Raw genomic sequence first — 24,424 nt, forward strand, 5'->3', positions numbered from 1 at the left:
ATAGGGGGAGGAGAAAATGAATAATAATCCACATCAGGGGGTCAATCAACCACAAGATCAACAACCACAAGATCAACAACCACAAGATCAACAACCACAAGATCAACAACCACAAGATCAACAACCACAAGATCAACAACCACAAGATCAACAACCACAACCAACAACGTCTAATCTTGTTCTCTACTGTGGTAGTGCATATTCTCTTTCCGGTGATGATACTTCTGAGATTTATAACTGCGTGCTTCAAGGTGTTCCTAGTTTTCCAAACATTTCTGATCCAAATTTGTCTGCTGAGAGGTGCCTGCTTCTTGCTCTGAGTCCAGTTACTTATGTGGGTGGCGGCAGTGATGGGTCATGCGTTCTTGATCATATTGCACGTACCGGTGATACAGAAGGATTAAGGCAAGTAGCCGTAGCTATAGCGCAGGGCAAGCAAACCGGAGGTGTTAGCCCTCTGCATATATTGTTTGTGTTTCTGAGTGCGCGTTCTGTTCCGATTGCAGCCAGAGCAGGTAATGTAGATTTTCTCTCGACCATTTCTGCTCTTGCTCGTAGCGCAAGTTTAGATCCTGTTTACGCTATACACTCTCCTATGCATGCACTCGGACCGGAGTTGTATGCAGCAGTGTTGGCGTCTGGGCTCTATAGGGAAGCAACTGGAAAGGGTCTATCTCCAGTTGATTACGCGGGGCGCTCTGTCTGTGGTTTACTAATTGAAGGCGGTGTGTCTTGTGCGACACTGCAAACTTTCTTAGAGAAATTTCCTAAAAGTCGGCGTCATTCGTTGTTTGTATGCATGGATGAAGTCCCTGGTTTACCTGCTCCAGATGGAATCCAGAGAGACAGCGGCTCTGCTTTTACAGATCTTGGATACTCACTGTTCAATAGATTTTGTAATCCTACAAGTGCTCAATCTAGAGAATCTGCATTTGGGATCCTCATGAGGCTTGCGAAGCTGCTAGCGCCGGAAGATCTGGAGCGTATTTTCACTTCTCAAGATTCAACTGGCGCTTCCTTAGCTGTCTTGTGTCCGAGAATGGTCAGTCACGGAGAGTTTAAGAAACTTGCTGCGCGTGTGCCTATTCTGCTGTGTAATGATGTAGTTAGGCAAATGTTACTCTCTCCTGGCTGTGAAGGGACGCTTCTACATTGTCCGATGAATCCAGAGCGGCGTCCTTTAATTAGGCATCTAGTCAGGCGATTCAGTCCTGAGGAGAGGGCCAAGCTCCTGTTTGACCTGTTGGTAATGCGCGGTCCTTGTGGGGTTTCTGCTGCTTACAGCTTAGCATTAAATGGGGAAAAAGGGCTTCTTGAAGAATTTCTAGGCTGGATCTCAGATGGAGTAGAGAAAGAGAGGGCTGCTCGAATATTTGCGCACATTTTTAGTGCACCCTTAGACCTCCTAGTCAGCTCTGGCACTCTGCATCCAGTCCGCCCCGGTGAGAGGGGTGTGTCAATGCGTGAATCGTTGCTGCAACTTACTGCTCGTACCGGCAATATACAACTTCTAGAATTGTATCTGAGATGTCCTGGTGTACAGTTGGATGTATTTGACGTTAGAGATGACAACGGTTACGGACCAGTCGGTGCGGCACTTGTAGGGGGACATGAAGGTCTGGCTGTCAGAGTACTGGGCGCACTTGTGCAGTGTTCTGACCAACGACTTAATGTAGGTGAGATACTATGCGGTCCGGGCCCAGGTAGTGCACCACTACTAGTTGCAGCTATGCAGGGACAGAATGCTGCTCTTGCTCTAATGCTTGAACTTATAAGGAGAAAGTGTCCTGATGCGCAAGTGCGCGATCTCATGACTTCCTCTAATAGTGCTGGCCAGACCACTCTCCACATCATGATGGAAAATGAGTGTGGTGCCGCCATTGGCCCACTCCTTGTAATGCTTAGAGAAAGAATCAAAGCAGATGCTGGTACTGCTACAGCCTTGCTGATGCCGCTTCTCTGTGCTCGTGATGCAGATGGTAATACACCACTACACCTTGGATTACAGCGTGGAAATGGTGGTCTGGTATTGTCTCTGCTTAAGTTGCTATCTCCAGGAGATCTCCTGGAGGTGTGCAAAACCTCTAATTCTGGTGGTGTGTCAGTTTTACAGGCAGCCTTGCTATGCGGTAATCGTCAAGTTCTCAAACTGTTGCAAAAGTCTCTGAATCCAGATCAGCTTGGGGAAATCCTTGTGTGCGAAGATCATACGAGTAGAACACCTCTCCATGCTGCCACACTCTCTGGGGATGTAGAGCTCTTTAGCCTTGTTCTGGGTCTACTCGGTAGTGAGGCTGCGGCTGGTCTGGCGAGTCTTTGTGATATAAATGGTAATGGTCTGCTTACCGCAGCTGTGGGCAGTGGGAACGGTGGTATGGTTAGAGCAGTTCTTGCTGCTTTCCCTGACTTTCTGAAGGAGACTCACGACCATAACAATGAAGGTCAGAATATTCTGCACGCTGCCGTTGGTAGTGGGGATCCGGCAATTCTACATCTGATTCTTGGGCAGTTAAGTGCGAATAGTGTAGTGCAGCTGTGTTGTTGTAGCGATAGGTATGCGAACACCCCTTTACATATGGCCGTTGCTATGCGGAATATTGCACTGCTCCGTTTGATGCTGCAGAAAGTGAAGCAATGCAGTCTTGGAGATCGAGACGGTATATTTTGTACGACCGATTCAAGCGGGAGTACTGTTCTACATCTAGCGGTAGCCCTCGGAGATGTGGAGATGGTGAAACTAGTTGCCGATACTATGTCTACAGAGGCGTTATACGGTGTAATGCTACTTGATGATGTTAGTCAAGCACGTGGACCACTTCATACAGCTGCCGTTTTCGGTAATGTAGAGATTGTTAAATGTCTTGTTGAGCGTTTGTCACCCGAGCAGCTATTCAAGGTGCTAAGTCGCGTTGACCTGTCGGGTAACACACCTTTCTGTTTGGCAGCTGCTCACGGCAATGTGGAGATAGTAAAGCTCTTTATTAAGAGACTGGGTAAAGAGTGTTATTGTAAATTCCTGAGTTCTTCTATTCGCGAAGTACTTGCTGAGACGAGTGAAAGAGCGCAGGAAGATCCAAGTTCTAGGGGCGATGCCGCACTGAATATATTAGTCAATGCCGCAGTAGCCAACCATCCTGGGGTTATCACGCAAATACTAAAACCACTATCTGCGGAGCGTAGGTTTGCCATTTTGGCACACTATACGTATGGATGTGCCTTCACCCCACTACATATGGCTGTTCTCCATAATAATTTAGACTGTGCAAACGCACTCCTTAGGAGTCTGATGTTGTCCGGTGGAGATTCGTCGTATGTGTGTGCGATTCTTGCACAACCTGTGTCTGGGTTAACCCCATTGCACTGTGTTACCTCTGTGAATGCTGTTCAGACAATCGCCAGATGTAATATTGGACGTCCTGATATGTGTGAAATGCTCAGGATTGCAGCAACTACACCACAAGTTCCTGGCGCACCAGTTTGTGTTCCTAATGGGATGAACCCTATGCAGGCGATCATAATGGGTCCGAGTGGTGATGGTAGTACTGTAAACCCGAACGCAGTTGATATTGTTATTGCAATGCTAGGGCTCCTTGGAGATGATCCGCGTCTAATTCAGCGTGCTGTTGCATCAACTGACAGTCTAGGGCGTAACCTACTTGGTGTTCTGGTTAGTTCTGGGGGCATCTCATATGGGGCTGCGCGTAGGATGTTTAGCTATTTGGTTCAACATGATGTAAACGTTACAGCTCTACTTCATTACAAGGGTGAGCCTATTGGCAAGTCTGCCATGGATATCATCAATGAAAGAGCTGTTGGCGAACCCGATATGTTCCAGTTTATCCTGAGAGATTATGCCGCTGAGGTAGTAAGAGCGCAGTACAAAAGGAAACATATAGATATACCTGCAAGACGCAGAAGAATAGAGGTGTCTACTTGTCTATTACTTTCCACGGCGCTGGTGTTGACACTTGGGGTTGCCGCCTTGGCTGTATCACATGCGTCGCGTGATAAATCGGATATGCTTCTTGTTAATGTTTTGATCGGGGTTGTGGTTGCCGCTGTGCTCTGTGCACTGTTCGCGCTTGTTGTGTCTTGTATGCAAAGCAGCGACAGTCCAGCCCTTGAAGGGCAGGATGTTGTGTGTAACACGGGAACTTTCCCTGCACCAGGTCTGCCACCAGCAGGTGAAGGTGCCACTCAAAGGCCGCCTTTGTCTGGATCGCGAGATCCAGTACTGGGTTTGCGCGCTGATAGTTTTGTCCCAGATTCCAGTGGTGGCTCCAGCGGCTCTGTTGTGTTAGCTGAATCGGAGGGGGGCCTTTCCGAGCAGCCAGAGCAGGGTCCTTCTTCATCAGTCGATCCAGTGGATGGAGTTGTGTCACGGCCACAACGACGACGGAGTATCTAGTAGGTAAACAGATAGGAGCTCCTGCAAAGCTCCTACCGCTGCATGTCTATCCGATTCAGAGAAGAGGGACGCTATTTTCTTTGGCTGATCGGAGTGAAGTACCACTGAAGTTCTTTATTCAATCCGTTTTCCGGAAAGATCTAATAATTCAAAGAAAGTCATTACATATTACATTGGTAGTTTCACTTCCTAAGAAGGAGTGCTATGTGGGTTTATCCTGCCAGTGCGTGAATACCATGTGAAAATCACAAGAATATTTATGGATTTAATAGTCTTCTGAAGCGAGTTGGGCAGCCGATAATAGGAGTGCTTCGCTTCTTACACAATTCTGATTACTATCTTCAAATCCAGGTGAGTCTATAAATAGGAATTCTGTGGACCTTAATCTTAGAGCTTTCCGGATAGTGGTCTTAACTATATAAGGCTTTTAGCCTTCAAGATCATAGTATTACGCTATATAAAAGCGAAAACTTATAACCGGGAACGGCTTGGAGAGATTGCTGAACCCGTGAACTATGCGGATTGTCTAACTCTCGACTGATTGTTTTAGATATTCTAGCTCTTTTGCGGCTATGGAGAAGAATCCTTTAGGTCGCTCTAAAGGAGCTAGGGTTATTAAGAGCTCCTTTTCATCAATGATGCATCTTACAGAAAAACTTTTATTCTGATCCAGGCTCCTTATACAATCGTAACACTGTGACCTATCCAGCCCTATTTTTGTAAGGAACTCTTCCATATTGAGTTTCCTCCAACCCTTTCCAACGCGCTCTGCACAAGGGGCATCCATGTAAAGAATGCTTGCTTTCGAGATTATAGCGTAAAAGGTCGTACTGTCCCTCATAGCGCTCGCGAAAAGAAGATTTTGAAACTCGGTTATGACGAGCATCCTCTGCATTCTATAGATCAGATAAGTTGCTGCAGAAATCAATAATGAGAAAATTAGCCCCATCACCATCATAGATACTGCTAGGTTGTCTAAAGAATACTTAGATAAATCAGCAGTCAATATGCCAGAAGTACAATACATCAGGGTAAACGTAACCATGATAATAATGCAGAGCCAGTATATAGCCTTGATTGGGTTGAAGCCGTGAGATCTAATATGAAAGTCTCTGGAGCTCCTGATAATATTGTATATATTCCTATGTGAGACGATCCGCCTAGAATGCATATTGGACTCGCAGACTTATCTTATACGGATATTTTAAAACAAATAAAGTAAAAATTTTCTTGAGTATAAAACTTTTAATTGGCTCGAAAGATTAGCGTTGAAGATGTCTATATAATATACCAGAATGGCGCTAATAGGTCGTGTTATACTGAAAGTGTGGATCGAATCAGGCACCTTCATGCAGCTGTGCGAGAAGCTGGATCAATGATTCTATTGTAAGACGCTTTTTTTATTTAGAGTGACCTTTGTTTCTTGCCAGATGGACCAAGATCTTGAAGGTTTTCTGCGATTTTAGGACCACCGCAGAATCCAGCCTCGCATTCTCGTACGAGAATATTGAGGTTCCCTGATGCGAAAGGTGAACCCATGATATTTTGTGGCAGGTTGCAGAGATCCCAGATAGCTAATGCCGGCCAAACCATCATTACGATAGGAAACATAGTCAAACCAGCTCCAGCGAGCGGGATACCTTGAGGTGCAGCTACTGCGACCATTATACCCTTCACTAGAGTAAGTGGCATACTAACACTCTTAGCCCCTTTGATTGCTAATAAACATTCCATGTCACTTTTTGTTTTTGTTGGATCGCTATCTCCGCCTTTTGGTCCGATTTTACTCGCGAGTCCCTTCATTAAACCAGAGAATCCTTTTGACATATCTATCCCAGTCACGCTTTCTAGACCCGACATGAGCTTTGCAGCTACCGTCCCTGAGTGACCAATTGCTTTTAGATCCTCTACAAGCATCTTTTTGGCTTTAGGGTTTGCCTTGCCGAGATGCTCGCTTGCTTTGAGCATCTTAGCTTGTAGTTCCTTTACCTCATCTTTCATTGCGGAAGCAGCTTCATAGCCCTCAAGGAAAGACTGTGCCTGAGTTCTGACTGCCTCTTCTGAGATCTTACCCAGATCCTGCAGACCAAGGAATGTGGCATGTCTTCTACAAAACTCTGCTAAATCCGGGTTATGGAGCGCCACCTCGCTAAAGAAGATTTCTTTATGCTTCTCTAGGGTCGCACTACGAGTTGTAATGCCTTCTGCAAGTTGACCTATGATCCCAGACCCTTCTAATTTTCTTTTCAGCGCCCTAGATATTTTACCATCTTTCCCTTGCATAACCTGACCCAATAAAAATTATCTAAAACAGAGGTACCCTCATAAGCTGGGTTCTGTTAGTCATAGTCATTCATCTAGGATGCACATTGCTATGCACCTCAAGCGACCCACCCGAAAGATCAAACGTGCGAGAGTACACTTTCTTTCTAATTTGGTCTTGCTCCTGGTAGAGTTTACTTTCGCCATCCATGTTGCCACGGACGCGGTGTGCTCTTACCACACCTTTTCACCCTTACCTGAAAACAGGCGGTTGTTTTCTGTAGCACTTGTCCTGAAGTCACAGACTCCGGCGGACGTTATCCGCTACCATTCTCTCGTGGAGCCCAGACTTTCCTCTCCTCAATCCCACAAAACGCGGGAACAAGCAGCGACTATATCAGGTACCTCAATTTACATTATATCATACCAATTAACTTATAAAAAATGACTTCCCAGTGATGTCTATTTTTGACGGATATGTGTATGTTTAGCAATGTAAAGAAAGGGTGTCCCAAAAAGACCTATTAACACTCTGATCCAGTACGTACCCAGTATATACGTGAATATCAATGCACTTATCTCGACTGGGTTTGTTGTTAACACGTACCAGGCAAGCGTGGAGAATATTATGTTATCCACCAATGAAGAGATCATTACGCCTATCAAACTACGTAACCATAGAAATCTCGGTAGAAGATGCTTCAGTCCTGCAAATATATAGATATCTGAAAATTGACTAATCAAATATGCGGTCACCCCTGAAATCAGTAGGGTAGCACTGTTCTGAAACAACTTTTGCATGCAAGGATAGTACGCATCTGTTTTGGGCTTGTAGCTGAGTGTGATTATCATTGCCAGAATGAAGAATGCGTATAGTGCAAAACTTAGAAATACATTTCCTTTAGCAACGCCAATTCCATATCTCTCGGTTAGGATATTGTTTGCCAGAAAAATTGTTGAAAATGCAATAGTCCCGAGCGCTATTGGCGTCTCCTGAAAGAAAAAGTGAGCTTGTCTCAAAACTTGTATATTCGCCAATATAAAGATACAGCTGCTAAAAGCATAGATTCCCATTTTTCCAAAGTACTTGAAACTTATCATCATCATTGTCATACACAAGAGAAATTCTAGGATTCCAAGTATGTGTGAAGGAAAAGTTCCGATGTACTCTACTAGTCTGAGAAATATTTGTTCCAAGATATTGAGGAAGTTATACGGAGTCCTATCATTATCTAAGATTTTAGATCCCATGCCAATCCAAGATTTGCCTCTCTATATAGTTCTATAAGCAGGATCCTAGCTCCAGCAAGAAGACATTCCATCTCATTGAGGTTGGTATAGAGTGGATTCATAGAGGGATTAGTACAGGAGGCCAGTTTGAATCTAGACTTTAATGAATGATGTGACCCCTGCGTTAATTAAGTCTGCCCACCAGGTGATGGAACCACTTTACTCGAGATGTCCAAGGATTGAGGCTTCCGTATCGAATATTTTCATTACGGTGTCCACGTTTTCCTGCGCGACGACTAAGATCATTCCAATACCACAGTTGAAGGTACGCAACATTTCTTCTCGCTCAATCCGGCCGTTGACCATTAACCAATCGAAAATATCTGGAAATTTATACGGCTTCATGTGAATTCTTAATTCTTCCGGGACCACGCGTCTTAGATTTTCTAGGATGCCGCCCCCGGTAATATGTGCGATTGCTTTTAGAAATTTCCTTGCTTCCAACACTTGTTTTACATATATCCTTGTTGGAGTCAAAAGTATTTCACCCCAGCTTCGTCCATGGTGTATCGTGTCGTATGTGATCCCGAGCGTTTTAAAGACCTTTCGTATTAACGAGAATCCATTCGAGTGAAATCCTGAAGATTTCAAAGCAACAATGACATCTCCACCTGCCACATTTCTAGGAAGGATTTCATCCTCTTCTACTATCCCAACCGCGAAACCAGCTAAATCATAATCACTTTTACTGTACAAACCTGGCATTTCAGCTGTTTCACCCCCTATGAGAGAGATACATGCTTCTCTGCAACCGTCCGTAATGCCGGATATGATAGCTTTTGAAGTTTCAAGGTCTAATTTCCCAGTTGCATAGTAATCTAGAAAGAATAAAGGCTCGGCACCATGACAGATCAAGTCATTTACACACATTGCGACTAGATCTATTCCAATTGTTGCATGATTATTCAGTTCATTAGCTATCAACAATTTTGTTCCTACGCCGTCAGTGGATGAGGCTATGACCGGTTTCTTGTAGTTCAGATTGCCCAGAGAAAATAGCGATGCAAAACCCCCTATTCCATTAATGCAGTGCCTATTAGAGCCAGCCTTCTGTTTGATAAATTGAATAAGATGGTCGGAGGCATCAATGTCCACACCAGAACTTTTGTATGAGAGTTTTTCTTCCATTTAAGCGACGAATTTAAGAGAATCAAACTATAGTGAGTCTTGTATTTTCCTCCATCTCGAGAAGCCACCCCAAAATATATGGCTTTCCACTCAGTGAGAGGCCTAGCAACAAGGTCTGCATTCTTCTGCAGCATCCCAGAGGTCTCATAAAGGAAACTATAGCAGTTTTTCGCTTGGCAGTCTCTAGTCTTGCTAGGCTGGACCTAATAGATTGAGTGATACCTCTATTACAGAGCTCCAGAGAAGCATTCTACGTTAAATAGCGTGTATGAATCCTCTGAGAGGAGCAAGGCGTGCCTAACTCGACGACTTGTTTATCAACACCACTAGTGCTAGTCCCAGTGCTAGTGTTGCCACGCCAACAACGATTGCTGTAAGCATCAGAACATGAGGTAGTGGATTGACGTAATGTTGTGTTTGACTGGCAATAATGGGGACAGCACCTCCGTCGATATATGAGAGAGATATGTAGAACAACAACACAGATGACTGAAATACACTTAATCCAATGAGTTTTTTTATGGCCCTAGGGCTTGCCATAATGATATAGAGTCCGACCATCATCAACCACACTACCACAAAGTAGTTGTAAAACGTGAACATGGGAAGCCACTTACCTTGAATCTCGCGATGATGGTAACAAATAACAACGATGTAATAAAGACAACCGAGTTTGGAGCAAAAATTCACAAGATGCTACTCTTTCCAGATTGCTTTACTGGAAACCAGATCTGCGAAACATAAATAGAGCGCCAAAATAGAACTGAATACTGTCAAACCTACACCTAATTCCAGGATGAAAATACCAATCTCTTGAGACAATAGTGGCATACCCTCAATGATATGAGAATGCTGAAGAAAGTTCCCTCCCCTTAATACGGGGGCTAGTCCTACGAATAAGTAAATCAGTGCTCCGATGGCACCATAGTGAATCAGTGTAGTAAGTCTGAAAAGTCTAAGAATGGGCTTCCTACCAAAGGCAAGTGAATATCCAATAAATGCAGCAGCCAATAGCACTCCAGCCTGAAATCCACCACCAGGTGTTATTTCTCCGTGCATCTGAACGTATATAGCAAACAGGATGATGATCGGCACCATTCCTGATACTACAACTTTGAGTAATTTATCACTTATCATCTTTTTCAGAAGCGCTTAGCAGAAAAATCAACGAAAATGCAGCTGTAAACACAACTACAGTCTCTATCATAGTATCATACCCTCTGAAACCTGCTAATATCGCAGTCACAACATTTGGGAAGCCGAAGAGTGATTCTGTGTTTTCCAAGTAGTATTTGTAGATTTCATTGTTCGCTGGTGCGGCTAAAAGACCATATGTAGGAAGGTCATACGTTACACAAACCAGTGCACATCCAGCTGTGACACTCGCCAACAGAGCCAACCATTTATCTGACCTAGTAGGAGTGGGATCATTTTTTTTATCGATTACCATACCAACCAGAAGAATGAATACAGTAGTAACATAACTCCCTACCGCGCTTTCGGTTATAGCAACATCCGCTGCATTCATGGTCATGTACATCAAGGTTAGTAACAGACTTATTATTCCTGAATATACAACTTCAGTTAGCAGATCCTCGGTTGCTGCTAGCGCGATGGATATCAGTACTAGACCCAATAGCAGTACAACTTTTATTATTACTAATTCCATAAAAATTACCGTTTCGAGTGGCGCTTTTACTGAGAATCATGCTTATCTTGGTTGAGCCTTGATTTGCATAACAGGTAGGAACCAACGGACGAAGTAATCCAAAGTATTGGTATGATCAGTATCACCTTCAAAGATGTCATAGAGATTCCAAACTTTAATGCACAGCCGAGTATAGTGAGTGGTGCTCCAAATGAATCAGTCATACTCGCTGCATGTACCTTAGAAAAGAAATATGGAAACCGTACAATACCTATAGTCCCACTAAGCATGATAAAAGTCCCAGCTAGCATGACCATTAAGCCTAAATACTCAGAGACAACCATCTTCTATGACCACGTAATTAATATTAATTCTTTAGTAAGACTCACTACTGACTCTAAATGTCTAAGTCATATTAGCCTACTGTACCTAGTAAAGATAGGATACGCTCCTTATCCAAAGCAACTACATCATGCCAATTTACACTGATCTCGCGAGCGATAGATGGGACTTGGACACTACAAATGAAGTTCTTATGAAATAGGTCTAGTGAGATGACTATGCACTGCTCTAATTTGAGATATAGCAGCAACCACTGCGGTATCACAGCGTAGCACCATTTTTCCCAGGGAGATTCTGTGACCCTCTAAAGAAAGTTCTGCAGGTGAAAAGCCTCCTTCAGGGCCAATCACTATGGTGTATGAATTCAGAATGGGAATATCACAAACAGTGGCATCCTCTGAAGTTTCATCACAAATTATTACGTTCTTGTACTGGATAGAGATCTCTTGGAAGGAAATGGGGGATAAAATACGCGGTATGCTCATCCTGCGACATTGTTGAGCTGCTTCGATACTCCAAAGCTCAAGTTTGTCTGTATCTTTGATTCTGTTTACTGTATGGTCGGAGTGGATTGGCTGTAGAGTCGTTGCCCCTAATTCCGTGGATTGCCGTATTATAGTCTTCAGTGTCTTACTCTTTGGAATAGCAAAACATACGGTAATCTCATATGAGTATTCCTGCACCTGAATCCGGGATTGTTGGTGGGGTATCACATAGTCTTTTTCGAATTTAGCTAACCATTCTCCGTCTTTGCTATTAAAGATTAGGACATCACTATTCTTAGGAAGGCGTATCACATTCGATAGATAGTGTTGTTGACCCTGATTTAAGAGAATTTTTTTGTATTTCTCTATCGTGGTGCACCCAACAAATATGCGTGTGATCCTCATGAAACCAGTTAGAATGAAGTACTTAGTATTCTACACGGTAAGTGGATTCTGACACAGTGGCTTAGGTTCTGGATTCTGCGACGAAAATAAGCAAGTATCTCCTCCACTCAAATGCGGTGGCATGGACGAGTAGAAATGTTTCCTTTGTAAACTATAGGAACAGGTAAGCTATAAATTGTCAATTCTTCTAATGGAATGATTAATCATAACAGAATGATTAATCGGAAAATAAGTAGACATCTCTAAATAATTCTGCTCTAATACAAAGCGCGGATTTTTTAGTAGTCCTGACACAAAGCTTCGCGTGCCTACTGGTATGGACTGGCTTCAAAAGATTCCCACGACCGGTTTTAGGCGTTTATACTGCGACTTATGTGTGAAGTTCATAATAAATATAGTGTTTTTTCAAATTAAGAAATGTTATGTAGTATATTATTTATGGATAATTTACCTAATATTGTTTATAATACCATTCAGTATAGTAGTTGGGACGGGAAGAATGATGTTAAAAGATGTTATTAGAAGTGACGAAACAGAAGAAGGCGACTGTGTCGATATAGATCGCTTCAGTATTTCTGATACTAGCCAGCTTAGCGACGTTAGAAGCATTCTTGTTAAAAGAATCTCGCAAATTATAGCTTATAATAATTGGAGCCAAAAATATGCTGCTAGTCTTCTAAAGATCGACCAGCCTAAGATTTCACAGATAAAAAATTTCAAAACAGAGGGTTTTTCTTTGGAGAGACTACTGAAGTTTTTTATCCTTCTTGGATGGAAAGTAGATGTGAGGTTGACTAAATAGGTTGTTAGCTTCAGTTTTTCGTGATACCATAAGACTTTACTTTCTCTTGCAATGGGCGATTGGCGTTTCTTTGAGGATAATGATCTTGCTTGTTCTAAGTTTGAGCTCGTTGTACTTACGAGCCAGAGGGCTTACGATCTTCAGAGCGGGGCTCTGGCTGAGATTGAGCACGATGAAAGCGATAAGAGTCCTATAATTGCATTGAAGGAGCTCTACTCCAAAACACTGGATCATGAAAAGCTTTTTCGCTCTGCCGTGAAGCGAGTTGTACACTTCTCTGGGTCTGGATACTCAGGTGTGTCCGCTGGTTGTGGTGTAGCGAAACTGCCTGCTCAGGCTCTTGTTGAGTCCATAGATCGTGAATTGATTAAGGAAAAGGAGCCAGGAAATTTTGTTGATACCGGTTTTTCCTTTATTGAGGACGAGGAGGGTGAGTAGAAGGTCTTTCTAGCTATCTCTAACTCCCGCTAATGGAAGTTTATTCTGTTCTTCAGCGGATCCAGTATCCGTCTGTCGTAACTTTCGGGAATTTTGATGGTGTTCATTTGGGGCATGCCGCACTCTTTTCTGTTGTCTGCGATCTCGCGAGAGTGCACTCACTGCACAGAGTTATTATTACTTTTGACCCTCACCCCTCGTGCTATCTGGAAGGAAAGGACGATTTTCTGATTCTCGATAAAATGTCGAAAATCGAACTCTTGGCTCCATACACGGACTCATTATATTTCATTAGGTTCGACCAAAGTTTCAGTAAGCTTTCTCCTAGAGACTTTTTAGCTCTACTATCCTCATACATAGATATCAAGTATTTAGTGAATGCCGAAAACTGTAGATTTGGTAATGGCGGTTCCGGTAGTATACAGGATGTAAGGGATTATCAGGAAACATTTTCCTATAAATCAGTTGTTCTCGAGGTAGAATCTAATGGAGGCGCAAAATATTCTTCAACTCTAATTAGGAATGCAATAAAAAATGGTGATCTAACTGGAGCGAGACAATTTTTGGGACGCTTCCATAGCATACGTGGTGTTATAGAAAAAGGCAGAGGATTGGCTGCTACAATTGGATTTCCAACAATCAACATCTCCATTCCTGATGAGATCATTAAACCTAAATTGGGTGTGTACCTGGCGGAAGTTGTTCTTGGTCCTGAAGTACACCAAGGTATTGTTAATATAGGTAAAAGGCCTACTACATGTAGTAGTGGAAAAGTCATCTTGGAGATGCATATTTTCGACTTTGCTGCTGAAGTATATGGGGAAATCGCCCGAGTATATTTAAAATCTTTTTTACGTGAAGAGAGGCAATTCGATTCTCTCGCTCAGCTGAAAGAGCAGATTTCTCGCGACATTGGAGCTGCTCTTTCCAATAATTTTCTTTCTTAACCAATCTATCTATCTTTGCCACCTGAACACAATCTTCTCGGGATTTTGCGCCCCTTTTATACTAATATAAAAATCTCATAATAATTTTATTTAAGCTTAAATCTAATAAACTATATTTACATTGCTAATCTCTTAATATTAATGCTATAATTAAAATATACTAGAAGTAGGCAATAATTATGGATATCAACGAATTGGCGAAGCACATGCAAACTATTTTTGCGGAGAAATTGAAATTAAACCTCGATGTTGGGGTTTTTCAAGATGCATTAGGTAAGCTTGACCCTTTTACGCTTTCAGACCTTCAGGTTTATGTGGATAAGGTCATGAACTTCAGTTCGAATGATTCAGTGGTGATGCAGTTATTGAATGCTGTATCTGCTGAGAAAGGCAGTCAGGAAAAACTACAAGATTTGATTGCTAGGTGGAATGGTCACTTTCCAGATAAACCACTTCCTTTTATTCCTCTTTCTCCTGCGTCAGCTAGTCCTGCAGCACTCAGTTCCGGACCAGACGTTGGAACCATAATCTCGGGTATCAGTATTGTTTTACTGATGATTGCAGTAACGTTCACTATCTACCAGACGCATAAACTAAATAAGCTAGAGAATGTATGGCCTGGAGCGAAAGGTGGGCATGAGGTGCCCAAAGATGTCGCAGCCCGGAAAGAAGAGTTAAAAGCAGTAGCAGGCGTAACGCAGAGTACGTTTGATGCTCTTGATCGAGTTGTTAGGGAGCTCAAAGAGCGAAACAAGGGAGATGATAGCCTTAAAGCCAAAATTAAGTATTCCAATGAGAAGGTAAAGGCTGCGTTTAGTAAGCTTGGTGATAAGATTGCTGAGAGCAATGAGAATCTTAGAACCAAAGTTAAGTATTCCAATGAGAAGGTAAAAGGTGCGCTTAATGAGTTTGGCGAGAAAATTAAAGACACACTCACTACGAAGAAGGGTAGTTTCACACTTCCTACAATAGATCCTGTTGCCTTACGGTACACTTCTTATGACGGTGTCCGCGAAAATGCCTCAGGTGCTGGTCCTCGTGGTGAGGATGCCCGAGCGAATGTAGGTGACCCAAACTTACCTAGATCAAGTTCTCTACCAAACCCTAATGTTTCTCATGGACAAGAAGCTGGTGAGGATGCCCGAGCGAATGTAGGTGACCCAAACTTACCTAGATCAAGTTCTCTACCAAACCCTAATGCTGCTCCTAGTGGAAAAGTAAATGGCGTAGAACTCGAGCAAACTATTAGGGAGGGGCAAGTAGGTCGGTCGTAATCTTCTAGTTGCCATTCCCTTTTAACTGACCAGCATCGGTTTTCTCTTGCTTGTGATGCTCTGAAAGTTGCGCAATGATGTCGTCCTTCTCTCCCAATAGGGCAATCATTCCATCTTTCACCATCATGAGCCAATCCACCTCACTCAGTAGGGAAAATTTGTGTGTCATTACGAAGGTAGTGATCTTCATTTCTTTTGCATATCTCAGGGCCATTATCAAGTGTGCTTCACCTACTGAGTCTAAATTTGCATTAGGCTCATCCAACACTAAAAGTTTCACGTTTCCGTAGAAAGCCCTGGCTATTCCTATGCGCTGACGCTGTCCACCTGAGAGAACAGAGCCACCCGCCCCTATAACGGTGTCATACCCATCAGGGAAACGGAGGATCATTTCATGTACACCAGCGATTTTCGCAGCTTTTACAACCTCAGCCGGATCCATGTTAGGATCAAATCTTGAGATGTTTTCCTTGATTGTGGCGTTGAACAACTCAATATCTTGCGGCAGATACCCAACGTGCCTACCGAAGTGTTGCCGTTCCCAGGTATATGTATCTGCTCCGTCGAGGCGTGCTACACCTGCTGCTGGCTTCAGTACTCCCACGATGAGCTTGGCAATAGTGGATTTCCCTGCAGCACTACTACCTACAACTCCTACGATTTTACCTGCGGGCACTGTAAACGAAACGCCCTTGATCGTTGGTCTGACGCCCCCAAACGGAGTGTATATTACTTTATCAAATTCGACTTCCCCTACAGGCTCAGGTAACTCCATTGCCTGATTTCTTCTTGGGGAGGTGATAAGTAAGTTCTGTAGTCTGCCATAAGAGGATTTTGCTTGTGATAAATTCTTCCAGTTCGAAATTGCAGCTTCAAATGGTGAAAGAGCTCTGCCCATAAGTATCGAAACCGCTATTATGCCACCAGCAGTCTTATAGCCAGAAAGCGCTAAATAAGCACCAATTCCTATGACCGCAATCTGCAATATGAACCTCACTGCCTTAGTAAAGGACATGATCATATATGAACGGCTCAGCACTAATGTCTGTGTATTGCGCACCAGTGTATTTCTCTTACTCCACTTATCGACAATATACCCCATCATTCCCATGGCCTGTACCACTTCTGAATTCCTGGTTGCTATCTCTATTTCATTTAAGTTACGTACGTTTGCCTCATTGCTTTGTCGCGCGAGGCTCCTAGTGGCAAAATCGTTCAACAGCGCAATACTAATGAGTACAACTATCCCTATTACCGCAACAAAACCAAGTACAGTGTTTATCAGGAATATCGCTATCAGGTACAAAAGTGACCACGGGGCATCGAAAAAGGCAAAAACACCCTGTCCAGTGAGGAAACCTCGAATTATTTGTAAATCCCGCATGGCTTCACCGCTTGAAACTCCAGGTTTCACAGATATGAGTGCAATTGTGTTCTTAAGAAGATGCGGTGTAAGTGTACTATCAAGCCAATCCCCGACTTTGACCGTGATCATCGAACGTGATGAATCGAGTACTGACGAACAGAGGAGCGCACATAATGTGATAACGGTAAGCATAATCAAAGTGGACGTGCTGCCACTCGATAGAACCCTATCCAGGACCTGTGAGGTATATAGAGGCAAAAATAGTGCCAATATGTTGCTCCCAGAACTGAACCAAAATAGAGTCCAAAAAACGGATTTACACTTTTCTAACGTCTTGTGTAGAACAGTATTCTTGAGTGTTTCTTCAAGAGCCGCATCCACTGTTCTCATCATTCTGGATAGTATCTTCTATTGTGCACTGTAGGATTATCACAGAAGACTTGGGGTTATTCAAATGCAATCATTAACGCTCAGTTAAGCAAGCAAGAGATTTTCCCCGAATGCCTGATCTGTTTTTGACTTCCTCAGTCTTCGTTAAGCAGATGGTACATCAAAAAATACAGCAGGCAAATAGAATGCTCTTTTTAGAAGTCAGGGGCATTTCTGGCAAAAAAGCCCAGGATAGATAGATCGAATCTAAGTTCTATTTTCTGTGTCGCTATAGTACAATACTCAAGTTGTTTTATTCAGCACTTGCTCGATGTTAGAAGGAAAATTAGGATTAATACTCGGTATAGCAAATGACCGCTCAATCGCCTACTCCATAGGGAAAATCTGCAACGAGAATGGTGCTAACTTGATACTTACATATCCAGTTGATCAGTTTAAAAAGCGCTTAGTCCCTATAGCAGAGGAATTCGGTGGTGCTGAACTCGTGTGCTGTGATGTCTCTAAAGAAGAAGGAATAGCAGGACTTTTCCATATCATCGCGGAAAAATATGGTAAGTTAGATTTTATAGTTCACTCTGTTGCTTTCTCGGATAAGGAAGAACTCCAAGGCGAATACATAAATACTTCGCTTGCGAACTTCTTGAATTCTATGCACATTTCATGCTACTCGCTGACAGCGATTTGCAGGTATGCCCTGCCATTGATGAAGGAAAATGGTGGTAGCGTCCTTACATTATCGTATTACGGCGCTGAAAAAGTCATTCCACACTACAATGTGATGGGTGTCTGTAAGGCAGCACTCGAAGCAAGCGTCAAGTATCTGTCTGTCGATTTGGGTAAATATAGCATCAGAATAAATACTATCTCTGCTGGCCCGATTAAGACTCTTGCTGCTTCAGCGATTGGAAAATTCTCCTACATACTAAAGTGGAGTAAACACAATTCCCCCATAAAAAGAAATACCACTAAGGAAGATGTCGCAGGTGCAGCCTTATACTTTTTGAGTGACCTAAGCAGCGGGACTACAGGTAGTACCCTGCACGTCGACTGTGGATACCATGTTGTTGGTATGAGAGCCGTCGACCTCCCCGAGGATATTATGGACGTCTAAGATCTAGACGCGGAAAAGGCAGGACAATACGAACTCAGCCACCGCCGACGAATTCTACTATTTCTATAGAATCTCCTGCTTTTAAGGCGTGTTCTTTGTACATGGACTTTGGAATTATCGCTCGGTTAACCTCGATTGCAAGCTGCGATGTATCAAGATCCAGCCTGATTACTAAATCGAACAGTGTGCAGCTGTCTGCCACCTCAAGATTTTTGTCGTTTACCTTGATTATCATTCTCTCGACCCCGGGCGTCAATCGTACTATGAATACTACGTATCATGAAGATTAAACAACGAAAACTCCGAATCAGATATAATCTACATTCTATGAGTGCAATACCAATATGGCATGGATCATCTCATGTATTGTCTTGCGAGTATGGAATACTTCTCTGCTGATTTCCTGATATGTGAAATTTCATCTGTTGTGAGTCTCCTAGCGAATTTCGCCGGTCTACCTAGCCAAAGCTCACCTGATCTTATATGTTTTCCCTCGGTTAGCAGCGAGCCTGCTCCAAGCATTGCATTTTCTTCAATCAGCGCACCATCCATAATAAGTGATCCCATACCCACAAATGTGTTGTCCATGAGTGTACATGCATGCAGTAGACAGCTGTGACCCACTGTCACACATTGTCCAATGATAGTACTACCATCCTTGTGACTTCCCACATGTATGGTTGTTCCATCTTGTATGTTGGTGGACTCACCGATAACGATTCGATTTACATCTCCGCGAATGGTGCAGCCATGCCATACACTCGAATCAGCTCCGATGGTTACATCACCTATGATGAATGCATTCTGAGCTATAAAAGTCAGCTCGCCAATAATAGGGGAAATTTCCCCAAATTTTATCAGTGGCATAAGATGGAAATGTAAATACCACCAGAAAAAGTCGCTGGTGATTACGATAAAATATTTTCTTCATTATCCTGAACTCATTAATATTTGCCAAGTGCGTTTCGCTTCGGGATGAAGTGTCCTCTCCCGAAATTGATATAAAAACAACAAAATAAAATCAAATGTGTTGACTCGTAACACTTTGTATAGTATCTATAACTGGTATGCGTCCCGGTGGGGTGCATGGGAGCGAAGGCTCGCTCAGTTGTTTGAATAGTAAGAAAGTAAGTAAAGACAGCGAAACGTTAATTTATAGAGTTTGAATTAAATCGAATTCTCTTTTTTGAGAGTTTGATCCTGGCTCAGAACGAACGCTAGCGGTAGGCTTAACACATGCAAGTCGAACGGACTTTTGACTGCTTGCAGTCGAAAGTCAGTGGCAGACGGGTGCGTAACGCGTGGGAACTTACCTGGTAGTAGGGAATAACCAATGGAAACATTGGGTAATACTCTATACGCCCTCAGGGGGAAAGATTTATTGCTATCAGATAGGCCCGCGTTAGATTAGCTTGTTGGTGAGGTAATGGCTCACCAAGGCGACGATCTATAGCTGGTCTGAGAGGATGATCAGCCACACTGGAACTGAGACACGGTCCAGACTCCTACGGGAGGCAGCAGTGAGGAATATTGGACAATGGGCGAAAGCCTGATCCAGCCATGCCGCATGAGTGATGAAGGCCCTTGGGTTGTAAAGCTCTTTTAGTGGGGAAGATAATGACGGTACCCACAGAAGAAGTCCCGGCTAACTCCGTGCCAGCAGCCGCGGTAATACGGAGGGGGCTAGCGTTGTTCGGAATTACTGGGCGTAAAGGGTGCGTAGGCGGTCTCGCAAGTTAGGTGTGAAATCCTCGGGCTCAACCTGAGAACTGCATTTAAAACTGCGAGACTCGAACGTGAGAGAGGGCAATGGAATTTTTGGTGTAGGGGTGAAATCCGTAGATATCAAGAGGAACGTCAGGGGCGAAAGCGATTGCCTGGATCATAGTTGACGCTGAGGCACGAAAGCGTGGGGAGCAAACAGGATTAGATACCCTGGTAGTCCACGCTGTAAACGATGAGTGTTAAAAGTGGGTTATTTTATCTGCTTTGTAGCTAACGCGGTAAACACTCCGCCTGGGGACTACGGTCGCAAGACTAAAACTCAAAGGAATTGACGGGGACTCGCACAAGCGGTGGAGTATGTGGTTTAATTCGATGCAACGCGAAAAACCTTACCACACCTTGACATGTAGATCGTATCTCCCTGAAGGGGGAGAGTCAGTTCGGCTGGATCTAACACAGGTGTTGCATGGCTGTCGTCAGCTCGTGTCGTGAGATGTTGGGTTAAGTCCCGCAACGAGCGCAACCCTCATCCTTAGTTGCCAGCGGTTCGGCCGGGAACTTTAGGGAAACTGCCAGTGACAAACTGGAGGAAGGCGGGGACGACGTCAAGTCATCATGGCCCTTATGGTGTGGGCTACACACGTACTACAATGGCAATTACAATGAGCTAGCTATACTGCAAGGTAACGCAAATCTTTGAAAAGTTGTCTCAGTACGGATTGCCTTCTGCAACTCGAAGGCATGAAGTTGGAATCGCTAGTAATCGCAGATCAGCATGCTGCGGTGAATACGTTCTCGGGTCTTGTACACACTGCCCGTCAAGCCATGGAAGTTTATTTTACTCGAAGCTAGTGAGCTAACCGCAAGGAGGCAGCTATCTACAGTGGGATAAGTGACTGGGGTTAAGTCGTAACAAGGTAGCCGTAGGTGAACCTGCGGCTGGATTACCTCCTTTTATTTAGGCTTATGCCTAACAAATCTTTCGCTGTCTTTACATGCGTTCTTTCCGTCGCTCTTTATCATGGAACCTCCTATTTCTCCTCATCTTCAGATCTATAGGCTTCCTTTTGCTGCGCTTTTATCCATAAGTCATAGGATCACCGGTTTCCTCCTGTCTCTCCTTCTTATTTCCTTTATCTGGTATGTCTTTGCTTTCCTGTATTTTCCATCCTCTTTTTTCTGTTCCATTTTAGGCTTTTTCTTTTCGGGACTTATAGGAAGGTTTTTTTCATTCTCTTTTTTGTTATTTTTTTGTTACCATTTTTGTAGTGGTCTCAGGCATCTTTTTTGTGATTATTGCGGTGGTTTTTCCCAACTTGCCGTAAAGCTTGGCAACTTTTTTGTTGTTGCTTCTTCCATTTTGCTCTTTCTTTTCGTACTTTTGTCTACTTCTCTGGTTTTATGAAGGCTGATGTTAGATTTTGGCAGATGCAGCGTCTTACTGCTTTCTTGCTAATTCCATTATTCCTTTTTCTTCTAATTTCCTTGACTCTTTCTATCGAGGGGGTTCTCCCACTGGATCTGGAGATCTTGAAGGATCGCTTTTTTGTCTTATCAGCGATTCTCTTGTTTGCTTTGGTTTCTTTATACCACTCTATGTTGGGTCTACGTGTGATAGTTGAGGATTATATTTCTTCAGTTTTTTTGTGTAAGCTTTGTCTTCTATTGGTGAATTTATTTGTTGGATTTTCCGTATTTGCGGTTATCGGAATTATTTACAAGCTCCTGTAGTACCTTTTTATGGACTTGATATCAAGACTGGATCTTCTTTTGGCTGAGCTTGTGAGTTCAACTTTCGGGTTTGTTCTTGATCCTAGGCTTTCTTTTTGGGTTCCAGCGAAGAAAAGGGAACATGGGGATTTTTCTACGAATGTCGTGTTCTTTCTCGCGAAAGAATTGATTATGCCTCTTGAAGAGCTGGCTCAGCGTATTGCCATAGCTCTTGAAGAAAGAGGGAATTTGATCAAGGTAGTTGCTGTTGCTTCAGGTGGATTTATAAATATCGTTTTGAACCCTCTGGTTTGGGAAGATTTTCTGAGATCCGTGAACCAGCAAGGCTCAAATTATGGTTTTTCAAATATTGGCTGTAATACTCCAGTTAATCTTGAATTTGTTTCCGCAAACCCTACAGGGCCGTTACACCTAGGTCATGTTAGAGGGGCAATCATCTTTGATGTGTTTGCAGAATTGCTCAGCAAGTTTAATTTCTCTGTGACACGTGAGTACTATATCAATGATGCGGGAAAGCAGATAGATTTGCTTCTTTTGTCGGTTTTCATACGCTGTACTGAACAAGTGACAGGAAAGTCCGTGGAGAATTTTCCTGCTGGCTGTTATGCTGGTGATTACATAAAAGAGATAGCAGCGGAGTTACAACTCGTTTGTCCTGGGGTGGATTATGGGAAGTTGAATTTAGATGAGTTCATAGAATCTTTTAAGGAAATAGTGCTGGATCTGATGATGAAGATGATCAGGGTAGATCTGGAAAAGCTGAATATCAGTTATGATTGTTATGTTAGGGAGCAGGATTTGCATAAGGACGGCTATATCGAGAGTGCTATAAGCATTTTGGCTGAGCGTGGCTGTATAAAGGAAGAGGAGCTTCCGGCTCCAAAAGGTAAGGTGGCGGATTGGGTAGAAAGAAAGCAATTAGTTTTCCTTTCTAAACACTTTGGGGATGATGAGAATAGAGCGTTAAAAAAAGCTGATGGAAGCTGGACATATTTTGCGTCGGATATAGCTTATCACTTTCACAAAATCCAGAGAGGTTTTATGAATATGATAGTTGGGTTAGGAGCTGACCATGCTGGGTATGTAAAAAGGCTTTCTGGTATAGTAGAGGCTTTATCTAAGAACACTGCAAGCATTTATGTTAAGCTGTATAATCTTGTGAATCTGTTTAGGAATGGTAAACCGGTAAAGCTCTCTAAGAGGAATGGTAATCTCATTACAATCGAGGATGTACTTGAAAGTGGTATAACAGTAAACGAGATAAGATTCGCTATGTTGACCAAGAGCAGTGAGGTTGTCTTGGATTTTGATTTGGATAGATTTGTCAATACTTCATATGACAATCCATTATTTTATGTCCAATATGCGCATGCTCGTTGTGCATCGCTTCTGACGAAGCATAAAATGTCCGGTGAGTGTAATGTTTCTCTAATGCAAAGTGGGTACGAACTCGAACTAATGAAGGTACTGAGCAAGTTGCCGTCATTGTTCAAAAGTATTGTTGGCTCAGGGGATGTACACAAGCTGACTTTCTATCTGCAGGAAGTCGCAGAGAAATTCCATGCCTTATGGAATGCTGGGATGAAGGATAAGCAACTTAGGTTCATTGTAGAAGAGAACCCAAGTCTTACCAATTCGAGACTATTCTTGGTGAGTGCAGTGAAGAACACCATAGCATCAGTGCTCGGAGTGCTGAAAATACAACCAGCTGAAAGCATGTAAGGAAATACCCGACAAAGGGAACTCAGCTCCACCTCTGGAGAGAAATGGAGCACAAGAACAGCACAAGCGGGGTCCAGATGCCACTGTATTACTTCCGCTCACCCATTAAGTTCAGAAGACTGATGAAAATATTGATGAAATCAAAATATAAAGTGAGTGCACCCAGTATAGCAACCTTGGAGAGTGCCGATTCACCAGCGTTGCTTGCCAAGTAATATGAATCTTTGATGCGCTGTACATCATAAGCAGTGAGTCCTGTGAAGATTATCACGCCAAGAAAAGATACCGCAAAGTACACAGCAGCGCTTTGTAGAAAAATGTTCACTATAGAAGCGATCAGAATACCGACTACCCCCATTATCAGAAAAGAGCCCATAGCTGTAAGATCGGCCTTTGTATTGTTTCCAAAAAGTGCCATCGCCCCAAACATCGAAGCTGAAATAAAGAAAACCCTTGAAACGCTAGTGCCCGTGTATGCGACAAATATCCAAGATAACGAGAGTCCCATAAGCACCGAAAATCCCCAGAAAAGTAACTTAGCACTATCAGAGGTCATACTTGACACCTTCGCACTAAAGATGAAGACGAAAACAATGGGTGCGAACATAACTACCCACTGAAGGGGAGTCTGATACAATAGCGATAGCATACTAGGAGAAGTCGAGACAAGGTACGCAGTAACGCCAGTGATGCCTAAAGCAATGGCCATATAGTTGAAAACCTTTACCATATATGAGCGAAGACCCTCGCTCTGAGAAGTCGATTCCGCAAAGGTAGAGGAATAACGATTTATAAAACTCATATAAGCACAACTTCCTAGATAAACAAATGTAATTGTACAACAACTGAGTGTGTTATTACACCCCTTTATTTTCGAGAGTGAACCTTCTACTTGCTGTTAACAAATTCTGTACATATTTTGACTTCTGAGGAAAGTAAGAAGCATCCTC

23 protein-coding genes, 1 rRNA gene and 1 other RNA gene are annotated in these 24,424 nt (G+C 43.1%); 11 read left to right on the forward strand and 14 right to left on the reverse strand.

All coding sequences use genetic code 11. The features are described from left to right. Positions 1–16 precede the first annotated feature (16 nt). Entirely contained in the window at positions 17–4,408 is a 4,392-nt protein-coding gene (locus NHE_RS00105; protein ID WP_084473230.1) for an ankyrin repeat domain-containing protein, read from the forward strand. Positions 4,409–4,934: 526 nt separating this feature from the next. On the opposite strand, the gene NHE_RS00110 is transcribed toward NHE_RS00105, so the two are convergent. The 10 genes from NHE_RS00110 to NHE_RS00150 form a co-directional block, all read right to left on the reverse strand. Further along, a complete protein-coding gene (locus tag NHE_RS00110; protein WP_232214990.1) occupies positions 4,935–5,453 on the reverse strand; it encodes a hypothetical protein in 519 nt (172 codons plus the stop codon). A gap of 359 nt (positions 5,454–5,812) precedes the next feature. Next, positions 5,813–6,691, reverse strand: coding sequence for a hypothetical protein (locus NHE_RS00115; protein ID WP_232214991.1), 879 nt, complete (start codon positions 6,689–6,691; stop codon positions 5,813–5,815). 26 nt (positions 6,692–6,717) lie between these two features. Continuing rightward, positions 6,718–7,078: RNase P RNA component class A (rnpB, locus tag NHE_RS04230), an RNA gene on the reverse strand. Positions 7,079–7,132: 54 nt separating this feature from the next. After that, entirely contained in the window at positions 7,133–7,921 is a 789-nt protein-coding gene (locus NHE_RS00120) for a queuosine precursor transporter (protein WP_232214992.1), read from the reverse strand. 198 nt (positions 7,922–8,119) lie between these two features. Then, the gene (purM, locus tag NHE_RS00125) at positions 8,120–9,088 is read right to left on the reverse strand and encodes a phosphoribosylformylglycinamidine cyclo-ligase (RefSeq protein ID WP_038558677.1); all 969 of its coding nucleotides are present in this window, start codon (positions 9,086–9,088) and stop codon (positions 8,120–8,122) included. A 297-nt stretch (positions 9,089–9,385) separates the two neighbouring features. Continuing rightward, a complete protein-coding gene (locus tag NHE_RS00130; protein ID WP_038560315.1) occupies positions 9,386–9,691 on the reverse strand; it encodes a cation:proton antiporter subunit C in 306 nt (101 codons plus the stop codon). 93 nt (positions 9,692–9,784) lie between these two features. Then, positions 9,785–10,225, reverse strand: coding sequence for a Na(+)/H(+) antiporter subunit B (locus NHE_RS00135; RefSeq protein WP_038558679.1), 441 nt, complete (start codon positions 10,223–10,225; stop codon positions 9,785–9,787). After that, on the reverse strand, positions 10,215–10,757 hold the full coding sequence (locus NHE_RS00140) for a DUF4040 domain-containing protein (protein ID WP_038558682.1): 543 nt from the start codon (positions 10,755–10,757) through the stop codon (positions 10,215–10,217). Before NHE_RS00140 ends, NHE_RS00135 begins: the two co-directional genes overlap by 11 nt. A gap of 26 nt (positions 10,758–10,783) precedes the next feature. Next, positions 10,784–11,080 (reverse strand): monovalent cation/H(+) antiporter subunit G, encoded by a 297-nt coding sequence (mnhG, locus tag NHE_RS00145; RefSeq protein ID WP_038558684.1) that lies wholly within the window; start codon positions 11,078–11,080, stop codon positions 10,784–10,786. Positions 11,081–11,269: 189 nt separating this feature from the next. Then, positions 11,270–11,968, reverse strand: coding sequence for an RsmE family RNA methyltransferase (locus NHE_RS00150; protein WP_038558687.1), 699 nt, complete (start codon positions 11,966–11,968; stop codon positions 11,270–11,272). 457 nt (positions 11,969–12,425) lie between these two features. Between NHE_RS00150 and NHE_RS00155 the strand changes: the two genes are divergently transcribed. The 4 genes from NHE_RS00155 (at position 12,426) to NHE_RS00170 (ending at position 15,429) form a co-directional block, all read left to right on the forward strand. After that, complete coding sequence (locus NHE_RS00155) at positions 12,426–12,770, forward strand: helix-turn-helix domain-containing protein (RefSeq protein WP_232214993.1); 345 nt, start codon at positions 12,426–12,428, stop codon at positions 12,768–12,770. Positions 12,771–12,821: 51 nt separating this feature from the next. Beyond that, on the forward strand, positions 12,822–13,208 hold the full coding sequence (gene rpoZ / locus NHE_RS00160) for a DNA-directed RNA polymerase subunit omega (RefSeq protein ID WP_038558689.1): 387 nt from the start codon (positions 12,822–12,824) through the stop codon (positions 13,206–13,208). A gap of 32 nt (positions 13,209–13,240) precedes the next feature. Further along, positions 13,241–14,155, forward strand: a complete 915-nt coding sequence (gene ribF / locus NHE_RS00165) for a riboflavin biosynthesis protein RibF (protein ID WP_051579479.1) — start codon at positions 13,241–13,243, stop codon at positions 14,153–14,155. Positions 14,156–14,334: 179 nt separating this feature from the next. Beyond that, on the forward strand, positions 14,335–15,429 hold the full coding sequence (locus NHE_RS00170) for a hypothetical protein (RefSeq protein ID WP_038558692.1): 1,095 nt from the start codon (positions 14,335–14,337) through the stop codon (positions 15,427–15,429). Positions 15,430–15,433: 4 nt separating this feature from the next. Here NHE_RS00170 and NHE_RS00175 read toward each other — a convergent pair whose 3' ends face one another. Continuing rightward, on the reverse strand, positions 15,434–17,188 hold the full coding sequence (locus NHE_RS00175) for a type I secretion system permease/ATPase (protein ID WP_038558695.1): 1,755 nt from the start codon (positions 17,186–17,188) through the stop codon (positions 15,434–15,436). Positions 17,189–17,295: 107 nt separating this feature from the next. Between NHE_RS00175 and NHE_RS04490 the strand changes: the two genes are divergently transcribed. Beyond that, positions 17,296–17,424 carry a hypothetical protein gene (locus tag NHE_RS04490; protein WP_269479139.1) on the forward strand — a complete coding sequence of 43 codons (129 nt, stop codon included), beginning with the start codon at positions 17,296–17,298 and terminating at the stop codon, positions 17,422–17,424. A gap of 71 nt (positions 17,425–17,495) precedes the next feature. Next, positions 17,496–18,296, forward strand: a complete 801-nt coding sequence (locus NHE_RS00180) for an enoyl-ACP reductase FabI (protein ID WP_038558697.1) — start codon at positions 17,496–17,498, stop codon at positions 18,294–18,296. A gap of 34 nt (positions 18,297–18,330) precedes the next feature. On the opposite strand, the gene thiS is transcribed toward NHE_RS00180, so the two are convergent. After that, positions 18,331–18,531: a sulfur carrier protein ThiS gene (thiS, locus tag NHE_RS00185; RefSeq protein WP_051579480.1), complete on the reverse strand. Its 201-nt coding sequence runs from the start codon at positions 18,529–18,531 to the stop codon at positions 18,331–18,333. Positions 18,532–18,650: 119 nt separating this feature from the next. Further along, positions 18,651–19,163, reverse strand: a complete 513-nt coding sequence (locus tag NHE_RS00190) for a gamma carbonic anhydrase family protein (RefSeq protein WP_038558699.1) — start codon at positions 19,161–19,163, stop codon at positions 18,651–18,653. Positions 19,164–19,478: 315 nt separating this feature from the next. Here NHE_RS00190 and NHE_RS00195 point away from each other — a divergent pair. The 4 genes from NHE_RS00195 to argS all read left to right on the forward strand — a co-directional run bounded on the left by NHE_RS00195 (position 19,479) and on the right by argS (position 23,474). After that, positions 19,479–20,976: ribosomal RNA gene (locus NHE_RS00195) — 16S ribosomal RNA — on the forward strand. Positions 20,977–21,042: 66 nt separating this feature from the next. Beyond that, positions 21,043–21,426, forward strand: coding sequence for a succinate dehydrogenase, cytochrome b556 subunit (sdhC, locus tag NHE_RS00200; RefSeq protein ID WP_038558702.1), 384 nt, complete (start codon positions 21,043–21,045; stop codon positions 21,424–21,426). Further along, positions 21,423–21,752 (forward strand): succinate dehydrogenase, hydrophobic membrane anchor protein, encoded by a 330-nt coding sequence (sdhD, locus tag NHE_RS00205; RefSeq protein ID WP_038558705.1) that lies wholly within the window; start codon positions 21,423–21,425, stop codon positions 21,750–21,752. The genes sdhC and sdhD overlap by 4 nt, the downstream gene beginning before the upstream one ends. A gap of 9 nt (positions 21,753–21,761) precedes the next feature. Next, a complete protein-coding gene (argS, locus tag NHE_RS00210) occupies positions 21,762–23,474 on the forward strand; it encodes an arginine--tRNA ligase (RefSeq protein ID WP_038558708.1) in 1,713 nt (570 codons plus the stop codon). Positions 23,475–23,562: 88 nt separating this feature from the next. Here the strand turns inward: argS and NHE_RS00215 are convergent, their stop codons facing one another. Next, positions 23,563–24,276: a Bax inhibitor-1/YccA family protein gene (locus tag NHE_RS00215; RefSeq protein WP_156927326.1), complete on the reverse strand. Its 714-nt coding sequence runs from the start codon at positions 24,274–24,276 to the stop codon at positions 23,563–23,565. Positions 24,277–24,424: the final 148 nt, after the last annotated feature.

The sequence above is a fragment of the Neorickettsia helminthoeca str. Oregon genome (genome assembly GCF_000632985.1).
GTDB lineage: Bacteria > Pseudomonadota > Alphaproteobacteria > Rickettsiales > Anaplasmataceae > Neorickettsia > Neorickettsia helminthoeca.